This is a genomic window from Kosakonia quasisacchari, from assembly GCF_004331415.1.
Lineage (GTDB): Bacteria > Pseudomonadota > Gammaproteobacteria > Enterobacterales > Enterobacteriaceae > Kosakonia > Kosakonia quasisacchari.
The window spans coordinates 15577-40023 of record NZ_SJOP01000025.1; the positions used below are offsets into that span (position 1 = coordinate 15577).

23 protein-coding genes are annotated in these 24447 nt (G+C 51.6%); 19 read left to right on the forward strand and 4 right to left on the reverse strand.

Going from position 1 to position 24447, the window contains the following annotated elements; translation table 11 throughout:
* Window positions 1-266 precede the first annotated feature (266 nt).
* From mnmG to E0L21_RS21240, 11 genes are all read left to right on the forward strand, one after another.
* The gene (mnmG, locus tag E0L21_RS21190) at window positions 267-2156 is read left to right on the forward strand and encodes a tRNA uridine-5-carboxymethylaminomethyl(34) synthesis enzyme MnmG (RefSeq protein ID WP_131412989.1); all 1890 of its coding nucleotides are present in this window, start codon (window positions 267-269) and stop codon (window positions 2154-2156) included.
* Between the two features lie 54 nt (window positions 2157-2210).
* A complete protein-coding gene (rsmG, locus tag E0L21_RS21195) occupies window positions 2211-2834 on the forward strand; it encodes a 16S rRNA (guanine(527)-N(7))-methyltransferase RsmG (RefSeq protein ID WP_131412991.1) in 624 nt (207 codons plus the stop codon).
* A gap of 617 nt (window positions 2835-3451) precedes the next feature.
* Window positions 3452-3832 carry a F0F1 ATP synthase subunit I gene (gene atpI, locus E0L21_RS21200; RefSeq protein ID WP_131412993.1) on the forward strand — a complete coding sequence of 127 codons (381 nt, stop codon included), beginning with the start codon at window positions 3452-3454 and terminating at the stop codon, window positions 3830-3832.
* 8 nt (window positions 3833-3840) lie between these two features.
* Window positions 3841-4659 (forward strand): F0F1 ATP synthase subunit A, encoded by an 819-nt coding sequence (gene atpB, locus E0L21_RS21205; protein WP_017458043.1) that lies wholly within the window; start codon window positions 3841-3843, stop codon window positions 4657-4659.
* A gap of 48 nt (window positions 4660-4707) precedes the next feature.
* Window positions 4708-4947 (forward strand): F0F1 ATP synthase subunit C, encoded by a 240-nt coding sequence (gene atpE, locus E0L21_RS21210; RefSeq protein WP_007369368.1) that lies wholly within the window; start codon window positions 4708-4710, stop codon window positions 4945-4947.
* 58 nt (window positions 4948-5005) lie between these two features.
* A complete protein-coding gene (gene atpF, locus E0L21_RS21215) occupies window positions 5006-5476 on the forward strand; it encodes a F0F1 ATP synthase subunit B (protein ID WP_017458044.1) in 471 nt (156 codons plus the stop codon).
* Between the two features lie 13 nt (window positions 5477-5489).
* Entirely contained in the window at window positions 5490-6023 is a 534-nt protein-coding gene (atpH, locus tag E0L21_RS21220) for a F0F1 ATP synthase subunit delta (RefSeq protein WP_131412995.1), read from the forward strand.
* Between the two features lie 12 nt (window positions 6024-6035).
* On the forward strand, window positions 6036-7577 hold the full coding sequence (atpA, locus tag E0L21_RS21225) for a F0F1 ATP synthase subunit alpha (RefSeq protein WP_131412997.1): 1542 nt from the start codon (window positions 6036-6038) through the stop codon (window positions 7575-7577).
* Window positions 7578-7627: 50 nt separating this feature from the next.
* The gene (atpG, locus tag E0L21_RS21230; RefSeq protein ID WP_017458047.1) at window positions 7628-8491 is read left to right on the forward strand and encodes a F0F1 ATP synthase subunit gamma; all 864 of its coding nucleotides are present in this window, start codon (window positions 7628-7630) and stop codon (window positions 8489-8491) included.
* Between the two features lie 26 nt (window positions 8492-8517).
* Window positions 8518-9900: a F0F1 ATP synthase subunit beta gene (gene atpD, locus E0L21_RS21235; protein ID WP_017458048.1), complete on the forward strand. Its 1383-nt coding sequence runs from the start codon at window positions 8518-8520 to the stop codon at window positions 9898-9900.
* 20 nt (window positions 9901-9920) lie between these two features.
* Window positions 9921-10340, forward strand: coding sequence for a F0F1 ATP synthase subunit epsilon (locus E0L21_RS21240; protein WP_017458049.1), 420 nt, complete (start codon window positions 9921-9923; stop codon window positions 10338-10340).
* 336 nt (window positions 10341-10676) lie between these two features.
* Here E0L21_RS21240 and E0L21_RS21245 read toward each other — a convergent pair whose 3' ends face one another.
* Complete coding sequence (locus E0L21_RS21245) at window positions 10677-12794, reverse strand: right-handed parallel beta-helix repeat-containing protein (protein ID WP_131412999.1); 2118 nt, start codon at window positions 12792-12794, stop codon at window positions 10677-10679.
* A gap of 343 nt (window positions 12795-13137) precedes the next feature.
* Between E0L21_RS21245 and glmU the strand changes: the two genes are divergently transcribed.
* The 8 genes from glmU (at window position 13138) to phoU (ending at window position 22092) form a co-directional block, all read left to right on the forward strand.
* The gene (gene glmU, locus E0L21_RS21250; RefSeq protein WP_131413002.1) at window positions 13138-14508 is read left to right on the forward strand and encodes a bifunctional UDP-N-acetylglucosamine diphosphorylase/glucosamine-1-phosphate N-acetyltransferase GlmU; all 1371 of its coding nucleotides are present in this window, start codon (window positions 13138-13140) and stop codon (window positions 14506-14508) included.
* Between the two features lie 207 nt (window positions 14509-14715).
* Window positions 14716-16545, forward strand: a complete 1830-nt coding sequence (glmS, locus tag E0L21_RS21255) for a glutamine--fructose-6-phosphate transaminase (isomerizing) (protein WP_131413004.1) — start codon at window positions 14716-14718, stop codon at window positions 16543-16545.
* A 66-nt stretch (window positions 16546-16611) separates the two neighbouring features.
* Complete coding sequence (locus E0L21_RS21260; RefSeq protein ID WP_131413006.1) at window positions 16612-17190, forward strand: hypothetical protein; 579 nt, start codon at window positions 16612-16614, stop codon at window positions 17188-17190.
* Window positions 17191-17462: 272 nt separating this feature from the next.
* Entirely contained in the window at window positions 17463-18503 is a 1041-nt protein-coding gene (gene pstS / locus E0L21_RS21265) for a phosphate ABC transporter substrate-binding protein PstS (protein ID WP_131413008.1), read from the forward strand.
* Between the two features lie 124 nt (window positions 18504-18627).
* The gene (gene pstC / locus E0L21_RS21270) at window positions 18628-19587 is read left to right on the forward strand and encodes a phosphate ABC transporter permease PstC (protein ID WP_131413010.1); all 960 of its coding nucleotides are present in this window, start codon (window positions 18628-18630) and stop codon (window positions 19585-19587) included.
* Complete coding sequence (pstA, locus tag E0L21_RS21275) at window positions 19587-20477, forward strand: phosphate ABC transporter permease PstA (RefSeq protein WP_131413012.1); 891 nt, start codon at window positions 19587-19589, stop codon at window positions 20475-20477. Before pstC ends, pstA begins: the two co-directional genes overlap by 1 nt.
* Window positions 20478-20523: 46 nt before the next feature.
* Window positions 20524-21297 carry a phosphate ABC transporter ATP-binding protein PstB gene (gene pstB / locus E0L21_RS21280; protein WP_131413014.1) on the forward strand — a complete coding sequence of 258 codons (774 nt, stop codon included), beginning with the start codon at window positions 20524-20526 and terminating at the stop codon, window positions 21295-21297.
* A gap of 69 nt (window positions 21298-21366) precedes the next feature.
* Window positions 21367-22092 carry a phosphate signaling complex protein PhoU gene (gene phoU, locus E0L21_RS21285; RefSeq protein ID WP_131413016.1) on the forward strand — a complete coding sequence of 242 codons (726 nt, stop codon included), beginning with the start codon at window positions 21367-21369 and terminating at the stop codon, window positions 22090-22092.
* A gap of 36 nt (window positions 22093-22128) precedes the next feature.
* Here phoU and E0L21_RS21290 read toward each other — a convergent pair whose 3' ends face one another.
* Genes E0L21_RS21290 through yieH form a run of 3 tightly spaced genes read right to left on the reverse strand, consistent with a single transcriptional unit; the run spans window position 22129 to window position 24335 of the window.
* Entirely contained in the window at window positions 22129-23031 is a 903-nt protein-coding gene (locus E0L21_RS21290; RefSeq protein WP_131413018.1) for an ADP-ribosylglycohydrolase family protein, read from the reverse strand.
* Between the two features lie 24 nt (window positions 23032-23055).
* The gene (gene cbrC / locus E0L21_RS21295; protein ID WP_131413020.1) at window positions 23056-23643 is read right to left on the reverse strand and encodes a PF03691 family colicin E2 tolerance protein CbrC; all 588 of its coding nucleotides are present in this window, start codon (window positions 23641-23643) and stop codon (window positions 23056-23058) included.
* Between the two features lie 26 nt (window positions 23644-23669).
* The gene (yieH, locus tag E0L21_RS21300; protein ID WP_131413022.1) at window positions 23670-24335 is read right to left on the reverse strand and encodes a 6-phosphogluconate phosphatase; all 666 of its coding nucleotides are present in this window, start codon (window positions 24333-24335) and stop codon (window positions 23670-23672) included.
* Window positions 24336-24447: the final 112 nt, after the last annotated feature.

Sequence of the window (24447 nt, forward strand, 5' to 3'; positions counted from 1 at the left end):
TTTTGATCCCAGCTTATACGGTTCAGGATCACCGATCATTCACAGCTAATGATCCTGCCTAATGACTTGATCTTAAAGTGATGATCCGGGTTATCCACAAGACCTGCCGATCCTAATAAGAGATCACAATAGAACAGATCTCTACATATAAAAGATCTTCTTTTTAATAGCCGGGATCCGATCCTTTCTCACTGGACTAAAGTTGAGTAGAATCCACGGCCCAGGCTTCAATCCAATTTCTAACCGCTCAGGCGAGGCATACCACCATGTTTTATCCGGATCCTTTTGACGTCATTATCATTGGCGGGGGTCATGCAGGCACTGAGGCCGCAATGGCCGCAGCGCGTATGGGTCAGCAGACCCTGCTTTTGACACACAATATCGACACGCTGGGGCAGATGAGCTGCAACCCGGCGATCGGCGGTATTGGGAAAGGACACCTGGTAAAAGAAGTGGATGCGCTCGGCGGGTTGATGGCGAAGGCGATCGATCAGGCCGGTATTCAGTTTAGGATACTAAACGCCAGCAAAGGCCCGGCAGTGCGCGCGACTCGTGCGCAGGCCGACCGCGTGCTTTACCGTCAGGCAGTGCGTACGGCGCTGGAAAACCAACCGAACCTGATGATCTTCCAGCAGGCGGTTGAAGATCTTATTGTCGAAAACGATCGCGTTGTTGGCGCAGTGACCCAGATGGGGCTCAAATTCCGTGCGAAAGCGGTGGTGCTGACTGTAGGTACATTTCTGGACGGTAAGATCCATATTGGTCTTGATAACTACAGCGGCGGTCGGGCTGGTGATCCGCCATCCATTCCGCTGTCGCGCCGTCTGCGTGAACTGCCGCTGCGCGTCAGCCGCCTGAAAACCGGAACACCGCCGCGTATCGACGCACGCACTATCGATTTTAGCGTCCTGGCCCAGCAGCATGGCGATAACCCGATGCCGGTGTTCTCGTTTATGGGCAACGCTGCTCAACACCCGCGTCAGGTTCCATGCTACGTCACGCATACCAATGAAAAAACCCACGATGTGATCCGCAATAACCTCGATCGTAGCCCGATGTACGCTGGTGTTATCGAAGGGATCGGTCCGCGTTACTGCCCGTCGATCGAAGATAAAGTCATGCGCTTTGCCGATCGCAATCAGCACCAGATTTTCCTTGAGCCGGAAGGGCTGACCTCAAACGAAATTTACCCGAACGGTATATCCACCAGCCTGCCGTTTGATGTGCAGATGCAAATTGTTCGCTCCATGCAGGGAATGGAAAACGCGAAGATTGTTCGCCCTGGCTACGCCATTGAGTACGACTTCTTCGATCCGCGCGACCTGAAACTGACGCTGGAAAGCAAATTTATCCAGGGTCTGTTCTTTGCCGGCCAGATTAACGGCACCACCGGATATGAAGAAGCTGCAGCACAGGGGCTGTTGGCGGGGCTGAACGCCGCGCGCTTCTCTGCTGAAAAAGAGGGTTGGGCGCCGCGCCGCGATCAGGCTTACCTTGGCGTTCTGGTGGACGATCTTTGCACCCTGGGTACGAAAGAGCCGTACCGCATGTTTACCTCCCGCGCGGAATATCGCCTGATGCTGCGCGAAGACAATGCCGATCTGCGCCTGACGGAAGCGGGCCGTGAGCTGGGCCTGGTCGATGACGCGCGCTGGGCGCGTTTCAACGAAAAACTGGAGACTATCGAGCGTGAACGTCAGCGCCTGAAATCCCAGTGGGTATCACCAGCGTCTGAACATGCGCCTGCGGTAAACGAGCATCTGACCGCACCACTGTCGCGCGAAGCCAGCGGTGAAGCTCTGCTGCGTCGTCCCGAGATGACCTACGAGCAGCTGGTTCAGTTGGCTCCGTTCGCTCCGGGTCTGGACGATCAGCAAGCTGCCGAGCAGGTGGAAATCCAGGTGAAATACGAGGGTTACATCGCGCGTCAGCAGGATGAGATCGAAAAACAGCAGCGCAATGAGAACACGCTGTTGCCCGCATCGCTGGATTACCGCCAGGTTAACGGCCTGTCCAACGAAGTGATCGCCAAGCTTAACGATCACAAACCGTCATCCATTGGCCAGGCATCACGCATCTCCGGGATCACCCCGGCGGCTATCTCCATTCTGCTGGTGTGGCTGAAAAAACAAGGTATGCTGCGCCGTAGCGCCTAATCTTACTTTTCTGCCCGGTTTTTACCGGGCATTTTAATTCCACAGGTAACAACCGTGCTTAACAAACTCTCTCGTCTGCTCAATGAAGCAGGTATTTCGTTGTCCGATCACCAGCAACAGCAACTGGTGGCTTACGTCGAACTGCTGCACAAATGGAACAAAGCGTACAACCTGACTTCCGTGCGCGATCCCAACGAGATGTTGATCCGCCATATCCTCGATAGCGTTGTGGTTGCGCCTTACCTGCAAGGCTCACGCTTTATTGACGTCGGGACCGGCCCAGGATTACCAGGCATTCCATTGTCGATCGTCCGTCCTGAATCGCACTTCACTTTGCTCGACAGCCTTGGCAAACGTGTACGGTTTTTGCGCCAGGTTCAGCATGAATTGAAACTCGGCAATATCGAACCGGTGCAGAGCCGTGTCGAAGATTTCCCGGCAGAACCGCCGTTTGACGGCGTTATAAGCCGCGCTTTCGCTTCGCTGAACGACATGGTTAGCTGGTGCAGACATTTGCCTGGCAAAGAAGGGCGCTTCTATGCGCTTAAAGGTTTAATGCCGAAAGAGGAGATTGCGCTGTTACCCGCTGATTTGAGTGTAGAAACTATTGTTAAACTGCATGTTCCGCACCTGGATGGCGAGCGTCATTTGGTCGTCGTTAAAGCAAATAAAGTTTAATTTTTATCAAAAAATGTATCATTCGTGCGGTTGCTGCGATGTTAAAAAACGGCATTAAAAACGATGATACGTTCGGTTACATTTAACCGTATTTTTACCAGGATTTTTCTGACATTTAACGATGAGAGATTTATTAACGCCTGGAATAATCAACTATGAAAATATCAGCCCGCTAAAAATCGGCCTCGATAACGAAATATTGATGTTAAATAATTATTAAAAATGTCAATAAAACGTTTTCATAGTAGATATGAGTGTTTTAAAAAGAGTTGTGATAAATCGGCTTAAATATCAGAAAGATGAAAAGTATCAAATTCCCGCTGCGATAAATATGGCTGGTGCATAAATGTTTATTTTGTGACCGAGTGCACGCTTTATCATCAGGAATTTCGCGTTATTTGCACTTTTGCCCGAAGGTTCACAGTTTCTGCAAAAGTTTAAAAATAGCCCTTGGGAAAAATATTTAAACATTTATTCACCTTTTCGCTACTTATTGTTTGAAATCACGAGACCGCACCGTATAATTTGACCGCTTTTTGATGCTTGACTCCGGGCCTCAAAGAACGTTTTATACGACACGCGGCATACCTCAAAGGGAGCAGGAGTTAAGAAACGCAATGTCTGTGTCGCTCTATAGTCGAAACGTTGCTCGCAGGCTTCTGCTTATTCAGTTTCTGGCAGTAATGGCAAGTGGATTGCTGTTTAGCCTCAAAGACCCCTTCTGGGGCATTTCCGCCGTGTGCGGAGGTATGGCAGTCTTACTGCCGAATATGTTGTTTATGATTTTTGCCTGGCGTCATCAGGCGCATACACCCGCTAAAGGCCGAGTGGCCTGGACCTTCGCCTTCGGTGAAGCGCTCAAGGTGTTGATAACATTCGTGTTACTGGTGGTGGCGCTGGCGGTTTTCAAGGTGGCTTTTTTGCCGCTGATAGTCACGTGGGTTTCGGTGCTGGTTGTTCAGATACTGGCACCTGCTGTAATTAACAACAAAGGGTAAGAGGCATCATGTCTGCAGGAGAATACTCAACACCGCAGGAGTACATCGGTCACCATCTGAATAACCTTCAGATTGACTTACGTACCTTCTCGCTGGTGGATCCGCATAACCCCCCAGCCACCTTCTGGACGCTGAATATCGACTCCATGTTTTTCTCAGTGGTTCTGGGTCTGTTGTTCCTGGTGATGTTCCGTAGCGTAGCGAAAAAAGCCACCAGCGGTGTCCCAGGGAAATTCCAGACGGCGATTGAGCTGGTGATTGGTTTTGTTCATGGTAGCGTCAAAGACATGTACCACGGCAAAAGCAAGCTTATCGCACCACTGGCCCTGACGATTTTCGTCTGGGTATTCCTGATGAACCTGATGGATCTTTTGCCTATCGACTTCCTTCCGTGGATTGGCGAGCACGTCCTGGGTCTGCCTGCACTGCGCGTGGTGCCGTCTGCTGACGTGAACATCACCCTGTCGATGGCGCTGGGCGTATTTATCCTGATTCTGTTCTACAGCATCAAAATGAAGGGTATTGGCGGTTTCGCTAAAGAGCTGACTCTCCAGCCGTTCAACCATCCGGTATTTATTCCGGTAAACCTTATCCTTGAGGGCGTGAGCCTGCTGTCCAAACCGGTTTCACTCGGTCTGCGACTGTTCGGCAACATGTACGCGGGTGAGTTGATTTTCATTCTGATCGCGGGTCTTCTGCCGTGGTGGTCACAGTGGATTCTGAATGTGCCTTGGGCCATTTTCCACATCCTGATCATTACGCTGCAAGCCTTTATCTTCATGGTTCTGACGATTGTCTATCTGTCGATGGCATCCGAAGAGCATTGATTTTTAACAACACTACTACGTTTTAACTGAAACAAACTGGAGACTGTCATGGAAAACCTGAATATGGATCTGCTGTACTTGGCTGCCGCTGTGATGATGGGTCTGGCGGCAATCGGTGCTGCGATCGGTATCGGCATCCTCGGGGGTAAATTCCTGGAAGGCGCAGCGCGTCAGCCGGATCTGATTCCTCTGCTGCGTACTCAGTTCTTTATCGTAATGGGTCTGGTGGATGCTATCCCGATGATCGCTGTGGGTCTGGGTCTGTACGTGATGTTTGCTGTCGCGTAGTAAGGGTTGCTTTTCAAGCAATTGTTTAGAACGTTAACCAGATAAGAGGCATTGTGCTGTGAATCTAAACGCAACAATCCTCGGCCAGGCCATCGCGTTTGTCCTGTTCGTTCTGTTCTGCATGAAGTACGTATGGCCGCCGTTAATGGCTGCCATCGAAAAACGTCAGAAAGAAATTGCTGACGGCCTTGCTTCCGCAGAACGAGCTAAAAAGGACCTTGACCTTGCACAGGCCAATGCGACCGACCAGCTGAAAAAAGCGAAAGCTGAAGCTCAGGTAATCATTGAACAGGCGAACAAACGTCGTTCTCAGATCCTGGACGAAGCGAAAGCAGAAGCCGAGCAGGAACGTACCAAAATCGTGGCGCAGGCGCAGGCGGAAATTGACGCCGAACGCAAACGTGCCCGCGAAGAGCTGCGTAAGCAAGTGGCTCTGCTGGCAGTAGCCGGCGCCGAGAAAATCATCGAGCGTTCCGTGGATGAAGCTGCTAACAGCGACATCGTGAATAAACTGGTCGCTGAACTGTAAGGAGGAGGGGCTGATGTCTGAATTTGTAACGGTAGCTCGCCCCTACGCCAAAGCAGCTTTTGACTTTGCCGTCGAAACTCAGAGCGTTGATCGCTGGCAGGACATGCTGGCGTTTGCCGCCGAGGTGACGAAAAATGAAGACATGGCAGAGCTTATCTCCGGCGCGTTAGCACCGGAAACGCTCGCTAAGTCGTTTATCGCAGTCTGTGGGGAGCAACTTGACGACAAAGGTCAGAACCTGATCCGGGTGATGGCTGAAAATGGTCGAATCAAAGTGCTTCCTGATGTTCTTGAGCAGTTTATTCAGTTACGCGCAGCCAGCGAGGCAATCGCCGAAGTCGAAGTGACTTCCGCGATCGCACTGAGTGAAGAACAGCTTTCGAAAATCCGCGCTGCGATGGAAAAACGTCTGTCACGCAAAGTGAAGCTGAATTGCAATATCGATAAGTCTGTAATGGCAGGCGTAATCATCCGAGCGGGTGATATGGTCATTGATGGCAGCGTACGCGGCCGTCTTGAACGCCTTGCAGACGTCTTGCAGTCTTAAGGGGACTGGAGCATGCAACTGAATTCCACCGAAATCAGCGAACTGATCAAGCAGCGCATTGCTCAGTTCAGTGTTGTGAGCGAAGCTCACAACGAAGGTACTATTGTTTCTGTAAGTGACGGTGTTATCCGCATCCACGGCCTGGCCGATTGTATGCAGGGCGAGATGATTTCTCTGCCGGGTAACCGTTACGCTATCGCACTGAACCTGGAGCGCGACTCCGTAGGTGCGGTTGTGATGGGTCCGTACGCTGACCTCGCCGAAGGCATGAAGGTTAAGTGTACTGGCCGTATTCTGGAAGTTCCTGTTGGCCGTGGCCTGCTTGGCCGTGTGGTCAACACCCTGGGCGCGCCGATCGACGGTAAAGGTCCGGTTGATAACGATGGCTTCTCGCCAATCGAAGTTATCGCCCCGGGCGTTATTGATCGTCAGTCCGTCGATCAGCCGGTACAGACGGGTTATAAATCCGTTGATGCCATGATCCCAATCGGTCGTGGTCAGCGTGAATTGATCATCGGTGACCGTCAGACCGGTAAAACCGCGATGGCAATCGATGCGATCATCAACCAGCGCGATTCCGGCATCAAATGCGTATACGTCGCTATCGGCCAGAAAGCCTCTACCATTTCTAACGTGGTACGTAAGCTGGAAGAGCACGGCGCACTGTCCAACACCATCGTTGTTGTGGCTACCGCTTCTGAATCTGCTGCACTGCAATACCTGGCGCCGTATGCCGGTTGCGCAATGGGCGAATACTTCCGTGACCGCGGTGAAGATGCGCTGATCGTATACGATGACCTGTCTAAACAGGCTGTCGCTTACCGTCAGGTTTCCCTGCTGCTCCGTCGTCCGCCAGGACGTGAAGCATTCCCGGGCGACGTATTCTATCTCCACTCTCGTCTGCTGGAGCGCGCATCCCGCGTTAATGCTGAATACGTTGAAAACTTCACCAAAGGTGAAGTGAAAGGTAAAACCGGTTCTCTGACCGCGCTGCCGATCATCGAAACCCAGGCGGGTGACGTTTCTGCGTTCGTTCCGACCAACGTAATTTCTATTACCGATGGTCAGATCTTCCTGGAAACCAACCTGTTTAACTCCGGTATTCGTCCGGCAGTTAACCCGGGTATCTCCGTATCTCGTGTGGGTGGTGCAGCTCAGACCAAGATCATCAAGAAACTGTCCGGTGGTATTCGTACCGCACTGGCGCAGTATCGTGAACTGGCGGCGTTCTCTCAGTTCGCTTCCGATCTGGATGAAGCGACCCGTAAACAGCTGAGCCATGGTCAGAAAGTGACCGAGCTGCTGAAACAGAAACAGTATGCCCCTATGTCTGTTGCACAACAGGGCCTGGTGCTGTTCGCGGCTGAGCGTGGTTACCTCGAAGATGTGGAACTGGCGAAAATCGGTAGCTTCGAAGCCGCTCTGTTGGCTTTCGCTGACCGTGATCACGCTCCGCTGATGCAAGAGATCAACCAGTCCGGTGGCTATAACGACGAAATCGAAGGCAAGCTGAAAGGCCTCCTCGATTCCTTCAAAGCAACCCAATCCTGGTAACGTCTGGCGGCTTGTCTTAGGGCAGGCCGCAAGGCATTGAGGAGAAGCTCATGGCCGGCGCAAAAGAGATACGTAGTAAGATCGCAAGCGTCCAGAACACGCAGAAGATCACTAAAGCGATGGAGATGGTCGCCGCTTCCAAAATGCGTAAATCGCAGGATCGCATGGCGTCCAGCCGTCCTTATGCAGATACCATGCGCAAAGTGATTGGTCACCTTGCAAACGGTAATCTGGAATATAAGCACCCATACCTGGAAGAACGCGACGTTAAACGCGTGGGCTACCTGGTGGTGTCGACCGACCGTGGTCTGTGCGGTGGTTTGAACATTAACCTGTTCAAAAAACTGCTGGCGGATATGAAAGCATGGTCCGATAAAGGCGTTCAGAGCGAACTCGCGATGATCGGCTCTAAAGGCGTCTCTTTCTTTAATTCCGTAGGTGGCAACGTTGTCGCTCAGGTGACGGGCATGGGTGATAACCCGTCCTTGTCAGAACTGATCGGCCCGGTAAAAGTGATGTTGCAAGCCTACGACGAAGGTCGTCTCGACAAGCTTTATATTGTTAGCAACAAATTTATCAACACTATGTCTCAGGTTCCGACCATCACTCAGCTGCTGCCGTTACCGGCTGCAGAAGATGAAGAGTTGAAGCGTAAATCCTGGGATTATCTGTATGAACCTGATCCAAAAGCGCTGCTGGACACTCTCCTGCGTCGTTATGTTGAATCTCAGGTTTACCAGGGTGTTGTGGAAAACCTGGCCAGCGAGCAGGCCGCACGTATGGTGGCGATGAAAGCCGCGACCGACAATGGCGGCAGCCTGATTAAAGAGCTGCAGTTGGTATACAACAAAGCTCGTCAGGCCAGCATTACTCAGGAACTCACCGAAATCGTCGGTGGTGCATCCGCGGTATAACCAGGTTAATTCGTAGAGGATTCATGATGGCTACTGGAAAAATTGTCCAGGTAATCGGCGCCGTAGTTGACGTCGAATTCCCTCAGGATGCCGTACCGCGCGTGTACGATGCTCTTGAGGTTAAAAATGGTAACGAGACGCTGGTGCTGGAAGTTCAGCAGCAGCTCGGCGGCGGTATCGTACGTACCATCGCCATGGGTTCTTCTGACGGTCTGCGTCGTGGTCTGGAAGTTAATGACCTTGCGCACCCGATCGAAGTCCCGGTAGGTAAAGCTACACTGGGTCGTATCATGAACGTGCTCGGTCAGCCGATCGACATGAAAGGCGACATCGGTGAAGAAGAGCGTTGGGCAATTCACCGCGCGGCACCTTCCTATGAAGAGCTCTCCAGCTCTCAGGAACTGCTGGAAACCGGCATCAAAGTTATTGACCTGATGTGTCCGTTCGCTAAGGGCGGTAAAGTTGGTCTGTTCGGTGGTGCGGGTGTAGGTAAAACCGTAAACATGATGGAGCTGATTCGTAACATTGCGATCGAGCACTCCGGTTACTCTGTGTTTGCGGGCGTGGGTGAACGTACTCGTGAGGGTAACGACTTCTACCACGAAATGACCGACTCCAACGTTCTGGATAAAGTATCCCTGGTTTACGGCCAGATGAACGAGCCGCCGGGAAACCGTCTGCGCGTTGCGCTGACCGGCCTGACCATGGCTGAGAAATTCCGTGATGAAGGTCGTGACGTTCTGTTGTTCGTTGACAACATCTACCGTTATACCCTCGCCGGTACTGAAGTATCCGCACTGCTGGGCCGTATGCCTTCAGCGGTAGGTTACCAGCCGACGCTGGCGGAAGAGATGGGCGTTCTGCAGGAACGTATCACCTCCACCAAAACCGGTTCTATCACCTCCGTTCAGGCTGTATACGTACCTGCGGATGACTTGACTGACCCATCACCAGCCACCACCTTTGCGCACCTTGATGCAACCGTGGTACTGAGCCGTCAGATCGCGTCTCTGGGTATCTACCCGGCTGTTGACCCGCTGGATTCCACCAGCCGTCAGCTGGATCCGCTGGTTGTTGGTCAGGAGCACTACGACACCGCGCGTGGCGTACAGTCTCTGCTGCAACGTTATCAGGAACTGAAAGACATCATCGCCATCCTGGGTATGGATGAGCTGTCTGAAGAAGACAAACTGGTGGTAGCTCGCGCACGTAAGATCCAGCGCTTCCTGTCCCAGCCGTTCTTCGTAGCGGAAGTATTTACCGGTTCTCCGGGCAAATACGTCTCCCTGAAAGACACCATCCGTGGCTTTAAAGGCATTATGGAAGGCGAATACGATCACCTGCCGGAGCAGGCGTTCTACATGGTTGGTTCCATCGAAGAAGCAGTGGAAAAAGCCAAAAAACTTTAACGCCTTAATCGGAGGGTGATATGGCAATGACTTACCACCTGGACGTCGTCAGCGCAGAGCAACAAATGTTCTCTGGTCTGGTCGAAAAAATCCAGGTAACGGGCAGTGAAGGTGAACTGGGTATTTTCCCGGGTCACGCACCGCTGCTCACCGCCATTAAGCCTGGTATGATCCGCATCGTAAAACAGTTCGGTCATGAAGAGTTTATCTATCTGTCCGGCGGCATTCTTGAAGTGCAACCGAGCAGTGTGACCGTTCTGGCTGATACCGCTATTCGTGGCCAGGATCTCGACGAAGCGCGAGCCCTGGAATCGAAGCGTAAAGCAGAAGAGCACATTAATAGCTCTCACGGTGACGTGGATTACGCTCAGGCGTCTGCGGAGCTGGCGAAAGCCATCGCGAAACTGCGTGTTATCGAGTTGACCAAAAAAGCGATGTAACACCGGCTTGAACGTTAAAAAGCCAGTCTGGTTTCCAGGCTGGCTTTTTTTATGGCAGTGTTCCACAAAATATGAAACTGAAAGTGTGTTTTATTATTTTGTGATGTGCGTCACAAAAATGTTGATCGGTTAAAAAATGAAGCGTAGACTCTTTTTTGTGAAGTTCATCACAGAAAATAACCTTCAGTCAAAGCAGGAAACCATTATGAAACTGATCAACAAAATCATCGCTCTCTTCAGCAACATGAACATCTCTTTCGGTACGTTCAATCAGTAATTGCTGATATGCCGAGTGGCGCCACGCTTACCGTTGTGTGATAAGCGAGCGCCATCTGGCTACATCTTCAGTTCCGCCAGCACCGCCCCGCTATCCAACGCTTTCCCCTTCTTATTCACACTCTGCCCTTTCACTATAAAATAATTCGTCTCATCAATATTTCCGACCACCGCATCGTCATAGCGACCCGGCGCACTGCGCACAGATTTATTGTTGGTGAATTTCCCCTGGGTAGACGCATCACCGTAGGGACTTGGGCGGAAAATAAAGTTAAAGCGTTGATTATCCGCAGCGATATTGTTTTCTACCACCAACGCGCCAGGGTTAAAGTTGTCGGTGAAACCGTCCAGATGGTTACCTATCGCTTTGCTGTTACGCACCTGATGCGCGACAGGCTGTCCTTCTCCCCCTAGTTTGAAACCGTTGCTGGTATTGTTGCGGGCAATAGAATTCTCGATCACCACAACACCGTTGCCACCGTCCTCAATCTTGTTAAACAAATCAAAACCGTCATCAATATTGTCATGGGAGTAGCATCTCTCCAGGCGGTTACCGTCACCGACGCGCATCTTCACAGCGAAACCGTCAGCATTTATTTTACCCGGATCTTCATTCCCCCAGGACTCCGAGTCGATCACGCGGTTATGGCTCGCCCACAATGCACGACCAATGTTTTCCGGTGAGGAAATTTGAATGCCGGTATCGTCATTACGCCAGGCGACCATTTTTTCTATCACGTTATGGCTACCCTGCACGCGCAGGCTTTTATCAGTAACTTCAATGCCTTTGATATGCCAGTAGCTGGCATCAACCAGTAAACCGTGGATCACCACTTTGCCATCGGCTTGCAGCGTTTTTTGTTTATCACGCAAGCCGCTGGCGGTGAGTGGGATCTCTGCCCGGGCATAATCTCCGGCTTTCAGGTTAATCGTCCCGCCTGGCGGCAACAGAGAGATTGCAGTCGGTAAATCAAGAGGCGATGCAACGGTGCCTTCACCATCTGCTTTACCATCAGCTGCGACATACAGCGTTGAAACAGTGGTTCCGGCCACCCTTTCGACGTTGAACGTCTGCGAAATGGGGGTTGTCTCTTTGCCGCTTGTCGGCGTAAAGGTCAGTGCAAAAGTGTTCTCTGCCGCCAGGTGGGTCGGCAGGCTATACATTTCTCCTGCTTTCACCGGTTTTTCATTACCGATCACCACTTCATTCTGCCGAACGCTAAACAAGCCATCATAATTAGCGCGTGCCTGTATCGTGTAGGCTTCGCCAATGCTTTGTGTGGGAGAGGCTATTTGTACGACAACCGGCAACGGCTTAGCCTGCCAGGGCTTCGAGTCAATGGTCTGGGCTTTGCTGGTGGTCAATGTGGCATTGCTGACCACGATTTTGGCGTTACGTGAAGCAAAAAAACCCACGTAATAGTGGTCCTTATTTTGTACCGAAATCAGATCGGCGCGCGGTACGCTGCGGCTGACCCATTTATCACTGCCCTGCGGTGCCCATGCGCTAATAAAACCGTCGTTGGTACGTTCTAATTTCAGGCGGAAGGTTGGCGTCTGGCGAAGATCAACCTCTTCCTGGTAACTCTGTTTCGAGATTGCAGCACCTGCGTTCCCCCACGGCTGACTAATCCCCTCGCGGGTAATCGCTTGCATCTTCACGCGGAAATTATCTTTTTTATCCTGCGTCATAATGGCGTTCATCACCATATTCGATGCCGCCGGAAACTCTTCATAACCCTCCTTCAGCGGCTGCTGGCGTGGATTTCCTAACACGTCTCGTACCAGCAAACCTGCACCTTCCTGCGCTGCGGGTTTTGCACCGTTTTCCGGCCCGAACTGCTCAACGGTAATGGTTGCCTGTAAAACAAAATTTTCGTTACTGGGAAGCTGGGTATAAAAAAACGTCAGCCCTTCGTGGGAATTAGCGATTTTGCCGCCGCGGCTTTCAATGGTGATCGGATTCGTTAAATCTGCCTCATCCGCCACAGAGAGCTTTTTACCAGCGATGGTGACATCATTGACGCCAATTTTTTCTGGTAACACGTTCGATGAGAAATTCACGTCGGTAGATTGCCCAAAAGCAATAGCTTTCCAGACGGGGGCTGCTGCAGCCAACGCAGGAATGGAAATCAGCGAACTGCAAACCGTGAGGGCCAGAGGTATTTTATAATTCATTCTATTCTCCTGATTGATAATTGCCTGCCATTATCATCAAGATGAAACGCTGTTTCTTTTTTGTTCGTCACACTCTTTGATGATTAAAACGCTGTTTTGTTTTTGTGCGATCTTTATTCAGGATGAAAATAATGGCTAACTCATTGTATGAATTAGCACCAGCGGGAAATGGTGCTATTTTTCAGCGGCAAACTGATTTACTCTGCGCACCAAATAGCCTTCAAATGGCTTGTAACAACGGAACTTGAGCGTTTCGTCGGCAATCCATTTCATGCTGCAAAATATGTAGAATTTTCAACGCGAAAGAGGTTTACTTCTTTCCCAAAATAGAGTCAGGACGCATATGTTGAACACAAAAATGAGTGTGGTGATCCTTGCTGCGGGCAAAGGCACACGCATGTATTCCGATCTTCCCAAGGTGCTGCATACGCTTGCAGGGAAAGCAATGGTTCAGCATGTCATTGATACCGCAACTGTTCTTGGCGCGAACCACGTTCATCTGGTGTATGGCCACGGTGGCGATCTGCTCAAACAACGCCTTTCTGACGATAAACTTAATTGGGTTTTACAAGCTGAACAGTTGGGTACTGGCCATGCGATGCAGCAGGCTGCACCGTTCTTTGCTGATGACGAAGATATTCTCATGCTCTACGGCGATGTGCCGCTGATTTCGGTGGAAACACTGGAACGTCTGCGTGCTGCAAAACCGCAAGGTGGGATCGGTTTGTTAACTGTGGTTCTGGATGACCCTTCTGGATATGGCCGTATCACGCGCGAAAACGGCGTCGTGACCGGCATTATTGAGCAGAAAGATGCCAGTGAAGACCAGCGTAAGATTAATGAAATCAATACCGGTATTTTGATCGCCAATGGTGGCGATATGAAACGCTGGCTTGGCAAGCTCAACAACAACAATGCACAGGGTGAATACTACATCACCGATATCATTGCGCTGGCTTATCAGGAAGGGCGTGAAATTGTCGCTGTTCACCCGCAGCGCCTGAGCGAAGTGGAAGGCGTTAACAATCGTCTTCAGTTGTCACGTCTGGAACGTGCTTACCAGTCTGAAGAAGCCGAGAAATTGCTGCTGGCAGGCGTTATGTTGCGCGATCCAGCGCGTTTCGATCTGCGCGGTACGCTGGAACATGGGCGGGATGTCGAGATCGATGCTAACGTCATCATTGAAGGGCACGTTAAGCTCGGTCATCGCGTGAAGATCGGTGCCGGTTGTATCCTGAAAAACAGCGAAATTGGCGATGATTGCGAAATCAGCCCGTACAGCGTTGTGGAAGATGCTCGTCTGGAAGCGGAATGTACCATCGGTCCTTTTGCGCGTTTGCGCCCGGGCGCTGAATTGCTGGTTGGCGCGCATGTCGGCAACTTTGTGGAAATGAAAAAAGCGCGTCTGGGAAAAGGCTCTAAAGCCGGGCATCTGAGCTATCTGGGCGATGCGGAAATTGGCGACAACGTGAACGTCGGCGCAGGCGTCATCACCTGTAACTATGACGGCTCAAACAAACATAAAACCATCATCGGTGATGATGTGTTTGTTGGTTCTGATACGCAGCTGGTGGCACCTGTCACGGTCGGCAAAGGTGCGACGATTGCCGCTGGTACCACGGTGACGCGCAACGTTAACGAAAATGAACTGGTTTTAAGCCGCGTGCCGCAGGTCCAGAAACAGGGCTGGCAACGTCCGGTGAAGAAGAAGTAACGATTTCAGGTATGAGGGGAAAGATAATTCCCCCGCCCAAATGCAGTACCTATAAAAATAACCCCACTCTCTACAAGGCTCGGGGAGTCCGGTAATCGGACACTTACACCCAATAATTCGCGTTGTACAAAGGCAGCGTTGAAGCATGATGTGTAAACAGGTTGACCGACAACAAAAGGCATAATGCCAAAATCGGAATCAAAAAATATGTGTGGAATTGTTGGCGCAGTCGCGCAACGTGATGTAGCTGAAATCCTTCTCGAAGGCCTTCGTCGTCTGGAATACCGTGGTTATGATTCTGCCGGTCTGGCAGTGGTTGATGCACAAGGTCATATGACTCGCCTGCGTCGTCTCGGTAAAGTTCAGATGCTCTCTCAGGCGGCGGAAGAACACCCACTGCATGGTGGAACCGGTATTGCGCACACCCGCTGGGCAACACACGGTGAACCGTCTGAAGGGAATGCGCATCCGCATGTTTCTGACCATATTGTTGTGGTGCATAACGGTATTATCGAAAACCATGAACCGCTGCGTGAAGAGTTAAAAGCGCGCGGTTATGTGTTTGTTTCTGAAACGGATACCGAAGTTATCGCGCACCTTGTTCATTGGGAGCTGGAGCAAGGTGGCACACTGCGTGAAGCCGTGTTGCGCACTATCCCTCAGTTACGCGGTGCATATGGCACGGTCATAATGGATACCCGCGATCCCAGCACGCTGCTGGCAGCGCGTTCTGGCAGCCCGCTGGTTATTGGCCTTGGCATGGGCGAAAACTTTATTGCATCCGATCAACTGGCGTTGCTGCCAGTGACCCGCCGCTTTATTTTCCTTGAAGAGGGCGATATTGCTGAAGTCACCCGCCGTAGCGTGACTGTTTTTGATAAATCCAGCACGCAGGTTAAGCGCCCTGAGATCGAATCTAATCTGCAATATGACGCTGGCGATAAAGGTATTTACCGCCATTACATGCAGAAAGAGATCTACGAACAGCCGAACGCCATCAAAAATACCCTGACCGGCCGCATCAGCCACGGTGAAGTGGATCTGAGCGAACTGGGGCCGAATGCCAACGAACTGCTGTCAAAAGTTGAGCATATTCAGATTGTTGCCTGCGGTACGTCTTATAATTCCGGAATGGTTTCCCGCTACTGGTTTGAAGCGCTGGCTGGCGTTCCGTGCGATGTCGAAATCGCTTCTGAGTTCCGCTATCGCAAATCTGCGGTGCGTCGCAATAGCCTGATGATCACACTGTCGCAGTCTGGTGAAACGGCGGATACGCTGGCGGCGCTGCGTTTGTCGAAAGAACTGGGGTATCTGGGTTCGCTGGCCATTTGTAACGTTCCGGGTTCCTCGCTGGTGCGTGAATCCGATCTGGCGATGATGACCAATGCCGGTACGGAAATCGGCGTTGCATCAACCAAAGCGTTCACCACTCAGCTCACCGTATTGCTGATGCTGGTGGCGAAACTGAGCCGCCTGAAAGGGCTGGATGCGGCCATTGAGCACGATATCGTTCATGGTTTGCAGGCGCTGCCGAGCCGCATTGAGCAGATGTTGTCGCAGGATAAACGCATTGAAGCGCTGGCAGAAGATTTCTCTGACAAGCATCATGCGCTGTTCCTTGGCCGTGGCGATCAATATCCGATCGCGCTGGAAGGCGCGCTGAAGCTGAAAGAGATCTCTTACATTCACGCCGAAGCGTATGCCGCAGGTGAGTTGAAACATGGCCCATTGGCGCTGATTGATGCCGATATGCCGGTGATTGTCGTTGCGCCAAACAACGAACTGCTGGAAAAACTGAAATCCAATATCGAAGAAGTTCGCGCCCGTGGCGGCGTGCTGTATGTCTTCGCCGATCAGGATGCCGGTTTCACCAGCAATGACAATATGCACATTATCGATATGCCGCATGTTGAAGAGGTGATCGCGCCAATCTTCTATACCGTGCCGCTGCAACTGCTGGCTTACCACGTTGCGCTGATCAAAGGCACCGACGTGGATCAACCGCGTAACCTGGCGAAATCGGTTACTGTGGAATAAGGTCTTAAGCTCGTCATTGTGTAGAAAGAGGTTGCCTGGTGGCAGCCTCTTTTTTTAAGGATACGCATGAGTTTGTTGGAAAAAATGGCGGGTGCGAGGTTGCTTGCACTCATCAATTATTGCCGGGGCGTGGATGCAGGAATCGCGGGTCGCAAGCTGGCGCAGTTGAAGCTGGCTGCGGAAGCATTCAGGGAGATGCCAAAGGTCTACCCTGCAGGCAGAGGCGGCACAACTTTTTATGGCAGCGTAACGGTAGTGTTTTATGCCTTGCTACTGAGCTATGTCTGCCTTGCGCTGACGGTGAAAACCGCCATTGGCGGCCTGGGCTTTATCGTAGGTGTAGCGGTATTTTTAATCCTGGGAGTGGCACTTATTGGTATAGAAAAAGGGCGTACGCTCTCCTTGAAATTATTTCTGGCTGTCTGGTTGCTGTTATTTGTTTGCAACGTGCTAGTGGCAGGATGGCTTCTCATTGCTCCGTTTTCCACAATGTCTCTGGCTTTTTGGGGAAGTGGTATTGTTCTGTTATGGCTGGCGCGGAAAGTGATGAATGGGCCTGAATTGACAAAACTGATGCAGTGGCGCGTATCGCTGAAAATAGCCCAATTTCGGCGTCAGGCATTGACGCAATCTAAGCGCAAATAAATTGATAAGCGGCGGCTTTTTCTCGCATTTAGTTAGAACTTCTTGTCAAATTCAGCTACGGTTTGAGTGTCATAAAACTAAAATTTTGCTGACACCTTATTGTCATTAAACTTTTTATCTTGCTGATAAACCATCCAACATTCGCTAAATCTGGCCGTAATTCGTTGCTGTCATCAAACAGTAACAATCATTGCATATAACTGTCATCAAAGTGTCCTATTTTGCTCATCGTAGCCACTAAACAACGATTTACGATTCTTGCAGGAGACATTATGAACGTTATGCGTACCACTGTCGCAACTGTTGTCGCCGCGACCTTTTCTCTGAGTGCATTTGCTGTAAACGCAGCTGCCAGCCTGACAGGCGCGGGCGCAACTTTCCCGGCGCCGGTGTATGCCAAGTGGGCTGATACCTACCAGAAAGAAACAGGTAACAAGATTAACTACCAGGGTATCGGTTCTTCTGGTGGCGTTAAACAAATTACTGCTAAAACTGTTGATTTCGGTGCGTCCGATGCCCCGCTGTCTGACGACAAACTGGCTCAGGAAGGCCTGTTCCAGTTCCCAACCGTGATCGGCGGTATCGTGCTGGCAATCAACGTCCCGGGTGTTAAATCCGGTGAGCTGGTGCTGGACGGCAAAACCCTGGGTGACATCTACCTGGGCAACATCAAAAAATGGGATGATGCGGCCATCGCCAAACTCAACCCTGGCCTGAAACTGCCTTCGCAGAACATCGCTGTGGTTCGCCGCGCTGATGGTTCCGGCACCTCCTTCGTTTTCACCAGCTATCTGGCGAAAGTGAATGAAGAGTGGAAATCTAAAGTGGGTTCTGGTTCTACTGTTAACTGGCCGACCGGTCTTGGCGGTAAAGGTAACGACGGTATCGCGGCGTTCGTTCAGCGTCTGCCGGGTTCTATCGGTTACGTTGAATATGCTTACGCTAAGCAGAACAACCTGACCTACACCAAGCTGCTCTCTGCCGATGGTAAAGCGGTTAGCCCGACGGAAACCAGCTTCTCCAACGCAGCCAAAGATATCGACTGGAGCAAGTCTTTCGCGCAGGATCTGACTAACCAGAAAGGTGCGGATGTGTGGCCAATCACCTCCACCACGTTCATTCTGGTGCACAAAGAGCAGGCTAAACCTGAGCAAGGCGCTGAAGTGCTGAAATTCTTTGACTGGGCTTACAAAAAAGGCGGCAAACAAGCTAACGACCTCGACTACGCAACCCTGCCGGATAGCGTTGTTGAACAAGTTCGCGCAGCCTGGAAAGTCAACGTGAAAGACAGTAGCGGTAAAGCGCTGTACTAAGCGCAAGTTTTTGAAGAACATGGCGGATGGCGCTTACACCATCCGCCTTACAGATCTTCTGTAGGCCCGGCAAGCGCAAGTGCCTGCGGGCAAATTCGTAAGACGTTAAACTGAAGAGTAATTTATGGCTGCAACCAAGCCGGCATTTAATCCCCCGGGTAAAAAAGGCGACATGTTATTCAGCGCACTGGTAAGACTGGCTGCGCTGATTGTGTTATTGCTGCTCAGCGGCATTATCGTGTCCCTGATTTTCTCCTCATGGCCAAGCATTCAGAAGTTTGGTTTTTCTTTCCTGTGGACCAAAGAGTGGGATGCACCGAATGACATCTATGGGGCACTGGTACCGATTTACGGCACCATTGTTACCTCCGTCATCGCGCTGTTGATCGCTGTTCCGGTGAGTTTTGGTATCGCGCTGTTTTTGACGGAGCTGTCGCCAAACTGGCTGAAACGCCCACTGGGTATTGCTATTGAGCTACTGGCGGCGATCCCGAGTATCGTTTACGGCATGTGGGGGCTGTTTATTTTCGCTCCGCTGTTTGCGACCTACTTCCAGGAGCCGGTGGGCAATGTCCTCTCCAACATTCCTTTTGTCGGTGCGCTGTTTTCCGGCCCCGCATTTGGTATCGGTATTCTGGCCGCTGGGGTGATCCTCGCCATTATGATTATTCCGTACATTGCGGCGGTAATGCGCGATGTATTCGAACAAACACCGGTAATGATGAAAGAGTCGGCCTACGGCATTGGCTGTACCACCTGGGAAGTTATCTGGCGCATCGTGTTGCCATTTACCAAAAACGGGGTGATTGGCGGCGTGATGCTAGGTCTGGGGCGCGCACTGGGTGAAACCATGGCGGTGACCTTTATCATCGGTAACACCTACCAGCTCGACAGTGCTTCGCTGTTTATGCCTGGCAACAGTATTACCTCCGCGCTGGCGAACGAGTTCGCCGAAGCCGAATCGGGCTTGCATGTTGCGGCATTGATGGAACTGGGGCTTATCCTGTTCGTGATCACCTTTATCGTGCTGGCCATTTCTAAATTTATGATCATGCGCCTGGCGAAAAACGAGGGGGCACGCTAATGGCTACGCTTGAAATGCAAAGCACCTCGCAGCTGGCCGAATCGCGTCGCAAAATGCAGGCGCGCCGCCGTTTGAAAAACCGTATTGCCCTGACATTGTCGATGGCGACCATGGCCTTCGGTTTGTTTTGGTTGATTTGGATCCTACTGTCCACGGTTACGCGCGGTATTGACGGTATGTCAGTGGCGATGTTTACCGAAATGACGCCGCCGCCAAATACGGCGGGCGGTGGTCTGGCTAACGCCCTGGTGGGCAGTGGCCTGTTAATTTTCTGGGCGACGGTTGTCGGAACACCGCTGGGCATTATGGCCGGGATTTATCTTGCGGAGTATGGCCGTAAATCGTGGCTTGCTGAAATTATCCGTTTTATCAACGACATTCTGCTTTCAGCGCCTTCCATCGTGGTGGGTCTGTTCGTTTACACCCTTGTCGTCGCTCAGATGCAGCACTTCTCTGGTTGGGCCGGTGTGATTGCGCTGGCGTTGTTGCAGGTACCGATTGTCATCCGTACCACGGAAAACATGCTGAAATTGGTGCCGGACAGCCTGCGTGAAGCGGCTTACGCACTCGGGACGCCGAAATGGAAGATGATTTCCGCGATTACCCTAAAAGCTTCGGTTTCCGGAATTATGACCGGCGTGCTGCTGGCCGTTGCGCGCATCGCAGGTGAAACGGCTCCGTTACTGTTTACGGCGCTCTCCAACCAGTTCTGGAGCACCGATATGATGCAGCCTATCGCTAACTTGCCGGTGACGATTTTCAAATTCGCTATGAGCCCGTTTGCCGAGTGGCAGCAGCTGGCCTGGGCCGGGGTGCTGATTATCACTCTCTGCGTACTGTTGTTAAATATTCTGGCGCGCGTCATTTTCGCGAAGAGTAAACACGGTTAATTTTTGCGACGCGGCGAAAGCGGTGTCGAGTTGAGGAAAGAGATAAATGAGTATGGTTGAAACGACGCCGGATAAGATTCAAGTTCGCGATTTGAACTTCTACTACGGCAAATTCCATGCACTGAAAAACATCAGCCTGGATATTGCCAAAAATCAGGTGACGGCGTTTATCGGGCCGTCGGGCTGCGGTAAATCCACGCTGCTGCGTACTTTTAACAAAATGTTTGAGCTTTATCCTGAGCAGCGCGCGGAAGGTGAGATCCTGCTGGATGGCGACAACATTCTGACCAATACGCAGGATATTGCGCTGCTGCGCGCGAAAGTGGGGATGGTGTTTCAGAAGCCAACGCCGTTCCCGATGTCGATTTACGACAACATTGCTTTCGGTGTGCGCCTGTTTGAGAAGCTTTCACGCCCGGATATGGACGAGCGTGTGCAGTGGGCTTTGACTAAGGCCGCATTATGGAACGAAACCAAAGATAAGCTGCACCAGAGCGGGTACTCTCTCTCCGGTGGCCAGCAGCAGCGTCTGTGCATCGCCCGCGGCATCGCGATCCGCCCGGAAGTACTGTTGCTTGATGAACCCTGTTCAGCGCTTGATCCGATCTCAACCGGTCGTATCGAAGAGCTGATTACAGAGCTTAAACAGGATTACACCGTGGTAATCGTGACGCACAACATGCAGCAGGCAGCGCGCTGTTCCGATCACACGGCATTTATGTACCTCGGTGAGTTGATTGAGTTCAGCAATACAGATGATCTGTTCACGAAGCCGAAGAAGAAGCAAACGGAAGACTACATTACCGGGCGCTATGGTTGATTTGCTGAGCAGTGAAGATCTCAGCAACCCTGTTACAACGTGAAATCTGGCGGGCATTTGGAGTGCACCATGGACAATCTCAACCTTAACAAACATATTTCCGGGCAGTTCAACGCTGAGCTGGAAAGCATTCGCACTCAGGTAATGACCATGGGTGGAATGGTGGAGCAGCAGCTTTCTGACGCTATCACCGCCATGCACAACCAGGACAGCGAGCTGGCTAAGCGCGTTGTTGAGGGCGACAAACAAGTTAACATGATGGAAGTCACCATCGACGAAGCCTGTGTGCGCATTATCGCCAAGCGTCAGCCGACGGCGAGCGATTTACGTCTGGTGATGGCGATCATTAAAACCATCGCTGAGCTGGAACGTATTGGCGATGTGGCGGATAAAATCTGCCGTACCGCGCTGGAGAAATTCTCCCAGCAACACCAACCGCTGCTGGTAAGCCTTGAATCGCTGGGCCGCCACACTGTGCAGATGCTGCATGATGTGCTGGACGCGTTCGCCCGAATGGATCTGGACGAAGCGGTGCGTATCTACCGCGAAGATAAAAAAGTGGATCAGGAATATGAAGGCATTGTGCGTCAGTTAATGACCTACATGATGGAAGATCCGCGCACCATTCCAAGTGTGCTGACCGCGCTGTTCTGCGCCCGTTCTATCGAGCGTATCGGCGACCGTTGCCAGAATATTTGTGAATACATTTTCTACTTCGTGAAGGGGCAGGACTTCCGCCACGTTGGCGGCGATGAACTGGATAAGCTGCTGGCTGGAAAAGATCCTAAAGAGTGATAAGAAAACCCCCTCTGCGATGAGGGGGTTTTTGTTTCAGACCGATTTTGTCAGCAGTTTTCTTGCCAGCGTATCGATATCCTCGTACTGCCAGAGTTTGTCACGCCACGCTTGCGGAATACCGTTTACTCCGTAAAACGCGCCAGCCAGTTGCCCGGCAATGGCGGCAGTCGTATCCGCATCATCACCCAGATTGGTTGCCAGCAGTATGGTTTCTTCAAAATCGTTGCCTTTGGCGAAACACCATAGCGCGGCTTCCAGGCTCTGCACGCAGTAACCGGTTCCAAAAATCTCCGCGCGCGTTTTTTGCAGATAGCGACCTTCCGCAATATGGCGCAGGTTTTCCTGCTCCGGTAACTGCGCGATGTCGGTCAGTGTTTCCAGCTTATTTTTTCCCTGTAAGGCATTCATAAGCTGTTGCGCGAACAGACGACAACTGGCGAGCGCTTCCGGCGCGGCGTGTGTGGTACGTGAAGACGCTTCCGCATACTCCAGCACTTGTGCTTCATGAGGAAAGAACCACAGCACCACAGGAGCCAGACGCATCAGCGAGCCGTTGCCAGCCGTTCGCGGGTTGCTGGAACCAGCAAACGGTTCGCCATCATTGGCGAACTTCTGCAACGCATTGGCAACGGTCATGCCGATATCAAAGCAGTGGCCCGTAGAGCTTAAATAGCCCCATTTCCACCAGTTCAGATAACGGTTCATCTGATCCTTTGCGTTAAACCCGTTACAGGTGACCAGGCTTTCCGCAAGGCACAGCGCCATTGATGTATCGTCAGTCCACTGCCCGGCTTGTAAATGAAACGGGCCGCCGCCTTCCATCCCCGTCACGGGAGGAAAAGAGTCCTTCGCGCTAAACTCCACCGTTGTACCAACCGCATCACCTGCGGCTAGCCCAAGCAGGCAACCCTGGTAACGTGCAAGTAATTCAGACATCTGTTGTGCTCCTGTCGCTCTCCATCAGGAGAAATCGGCCCACAGCCGCAGTTTCCCACAATGCAGGCAGCGGAAGAGATAACCCTGGCAATCACCGCCATCAAGCAGGTATTCGGGGAGCTTCTCGTAATCTATGCCGAAAGCATTGCAGTCGGCCCGCAGATCGGCAAATTGATCCAACTTGTCGGCAATCTCTTTCCAGCCAACGTACCCTTCGAAGGCGCAGAAATCATTACAGTGCGCCAGCCAGTACTCCTGCTGCCAGCCACAATATCCCGGTGTTCTTTCGGTCAATTCAATCACGCTGGCTTCCGGCCAGGGATTTTTAAAGCCGGTAAATTCGCCTTCGTCGTCGAACTCGCTTTCAATGCCCTCCAGAGAGGATTCATCCTGAAAGCTGCCGCCAAATTTCTCTGCGGCTGCACCATCTGCAATACACCATGGGCAGAGATAGTCGACATCTTGCCGGGTATAGAATGGATTGGTGTAGTAGACATGGGTTGGCTGCTGACAGCAGGCGCAGGTGACCGTTTTGTCTTCAGAGAACACCCCGGTTTCCAGAGGTTGCGGGTGATATTTAAATACCGGTAGAGGGCGATGTGTCTGGGCCATAAAAACATCCTGTTTAGTGGTTTAGATTAACGCGTAACATGCCACCCGCGAGCGCGCCACAGCTCTGGCAACTGCGCCAAATCAGTGAACGTAGTCACTTTTGGGTGGTCGATGGGTTTGTTATGCGGATCGGCGCAGAAGTAAAATACTTCCATCCCTGCCGCGATACCAGATTGCGCCCCGGCGGTGGAATCATCCACCAGAATACAGTTTGCCGGATCGACATTGAGCGCTTTAGCTGCATGGTACATTATCGCCGGATCGGGCTTCCAGCGTTGGATGTCATAGCCGCTAAACAGTTTTTCAGGAAAGTGATGTAGCATTCCAAGTTTGCCCAAAGAGTGTTGCATTTTGCTGACGGGGCCGTTAGAAACGACGCACATCGGAATCGCCACCGCGTCCAGTAATGCATTCGCACCGGCAATCACTTCCAGCTCGCTGTCAAACAGACGCGCCACTTCCGCGCGATACACCGGCTCCAGCGCGCTTTTATCCAGCGCTTTACCGTACTCCTCGCCGATAACATCAATGATTTCATACAGTTTCATGCCTTTAAACCGTTTGAAAACCTCGTCCAGATCGAGCGAAATACCAAACGCTTCAAACATATGCACGTACGCGCGGGAACAAATTACTTCACTGTCGACCAGGGTGCCGTCACAGTCGAAAAATACCGCTTCAATGTGGGACATGCCGTTTCCTGTTTTATTGCAAGTTTAACGTTTACTTAACGCAGATTACGGGACGCAATCGTTGCCGTATAAGCAAATTCAATGAAAAAAAGTGTGTGATAACCGTCAACAT

Coding starts and splice junctions, on each gene's coding strand:
- mnmG (WP_131412989.1), top strand. CDS start 267: ATGTTTTATCCGGATCCTTTTGACGTCATTATCATTGGCGGGGGTCAT.
- atpI (WP_131412993.1), top strand. CDS start 3,452: ATGTCTGTGTCGCTCTATAGTCGAAACGTTGCTCGCAGGCTTCTGCTT.
- atpB (WP_017458043.1), top strand. CDS start 3,841: ATGTCTGCAGGAGAATACTCAACACCGCAGGAGTACATCGGTCACCAT.
- atpE (WP_007369368.1), top strand. CDS start 4,708: ATGGAAAACCTGAATATGGATCTGCTGTACTTGGCTGCCGCTGTGATG.
- atpH (WP_131412995.1), top strand. CDS start 5,490: ATGTCTGAATTTGTAACGGTAGCTCGCCCCTACGCCAAAGCAGCTTTT.
- atpA (WP_131412997.1), top strand. CDS start 6,036: ATGCAACTGAATTCCACCGAAATCAGCGAACTGATCAAGCAGCGCATT.
- atpG (WP_017458047.1), top strand. CDS start 7,628: ATGGCCGGCGCAAAAGAGATACGTAGTAAGATCGCAAGCGTCCAGAAC.
- atpD (WP_017458048.1), top strand. CDS start 8,518: ATGGCTACTGGAAAAATTGTCCAGGTAATCGGCGCCGTAGTTGACGTC.
- E0L21_RS21240 (WP_017458049.1), top strand. CDS start 9,921: ATGGCAATGACTTACCACCTGGACGTCGTCAGCGCAGAGCAACAAATG.
- E0L21_RS21245 (WP_131412999.1), bottom strand. CDS start 12,794: ATGAATTATAAAATACCTCTGGCCCTCACGGTTTGCAGTTCGCTGATT.
- glmU (WP_131413002.1), top strand. CDS start 13,138: ATGTTGAACACAAAAATGAGTGTGGTGATCCTTGCTGCGGGCAAAGGC.
- glmS (WP_131413004.1), top strand. CDS start 14,716: ATGTGTGGAATTGTTGGCGCAGTCGCGCAACGTGATGTAGCTGAAATC.
- E0L21_RS21260 (WP_131413006.1), top strand. CDS start 16,612: ATGAGTTTGTTGGAAAAAATGGCGGGTGCGAGGTTGCTTGCACTCATC.
- pstS (WP_131413008.1), top strand. CDS start 17,463: ATGAACGTTATGCGTACCACTGTCGCAACTGTTGTCGCCGCGACCTTT.
- pstC (WP_131413010.1), top strand. CDS start 18,628: ATGGCTGCAACCAAGCCGGCATTTAATCCCCCGGGTAAAAAAGGCGAC.
- pstA (WP_131413012.1), top strand. CDS start 19,587: ATGGCTACGCTTGAAATGCAAAGCACCTCGCAGCTGGCCGAATCGCGT.
- pstB (WP_131413014.1), top strand. CDS start 20,524: ATGAGTATGGTTGAAACGACGCCGGATAAGATTCAAGTTCGCGATTTG.
- phoU (WP_131413016.1), top strand. CDS start 21,367: ATGGACAATCTCAACCTTAACAAACATATTTCCGGGCAGTTCAACGCT.
- E0L21_RS21290 (WP_131413018.1), bottom strand. CDS start 23,031: ATGTCTGAATTACTTGCACGTTACCAGGGTTGCCTGCTTGGGCTAGCC.
- cbrC (WP_131413020.1), bottom strand. CDS start 23,643: ATGGCCCAGACACATCGCCCTCTACCGGTATTTAAATATCACCCGCAA.
- yieH (WP_131413022.1), bottom strand. CDS start 24,335: ATGTCCCACATTGAAGCGGTATTTTTCGACTGTGACGGCACCCTGGTC.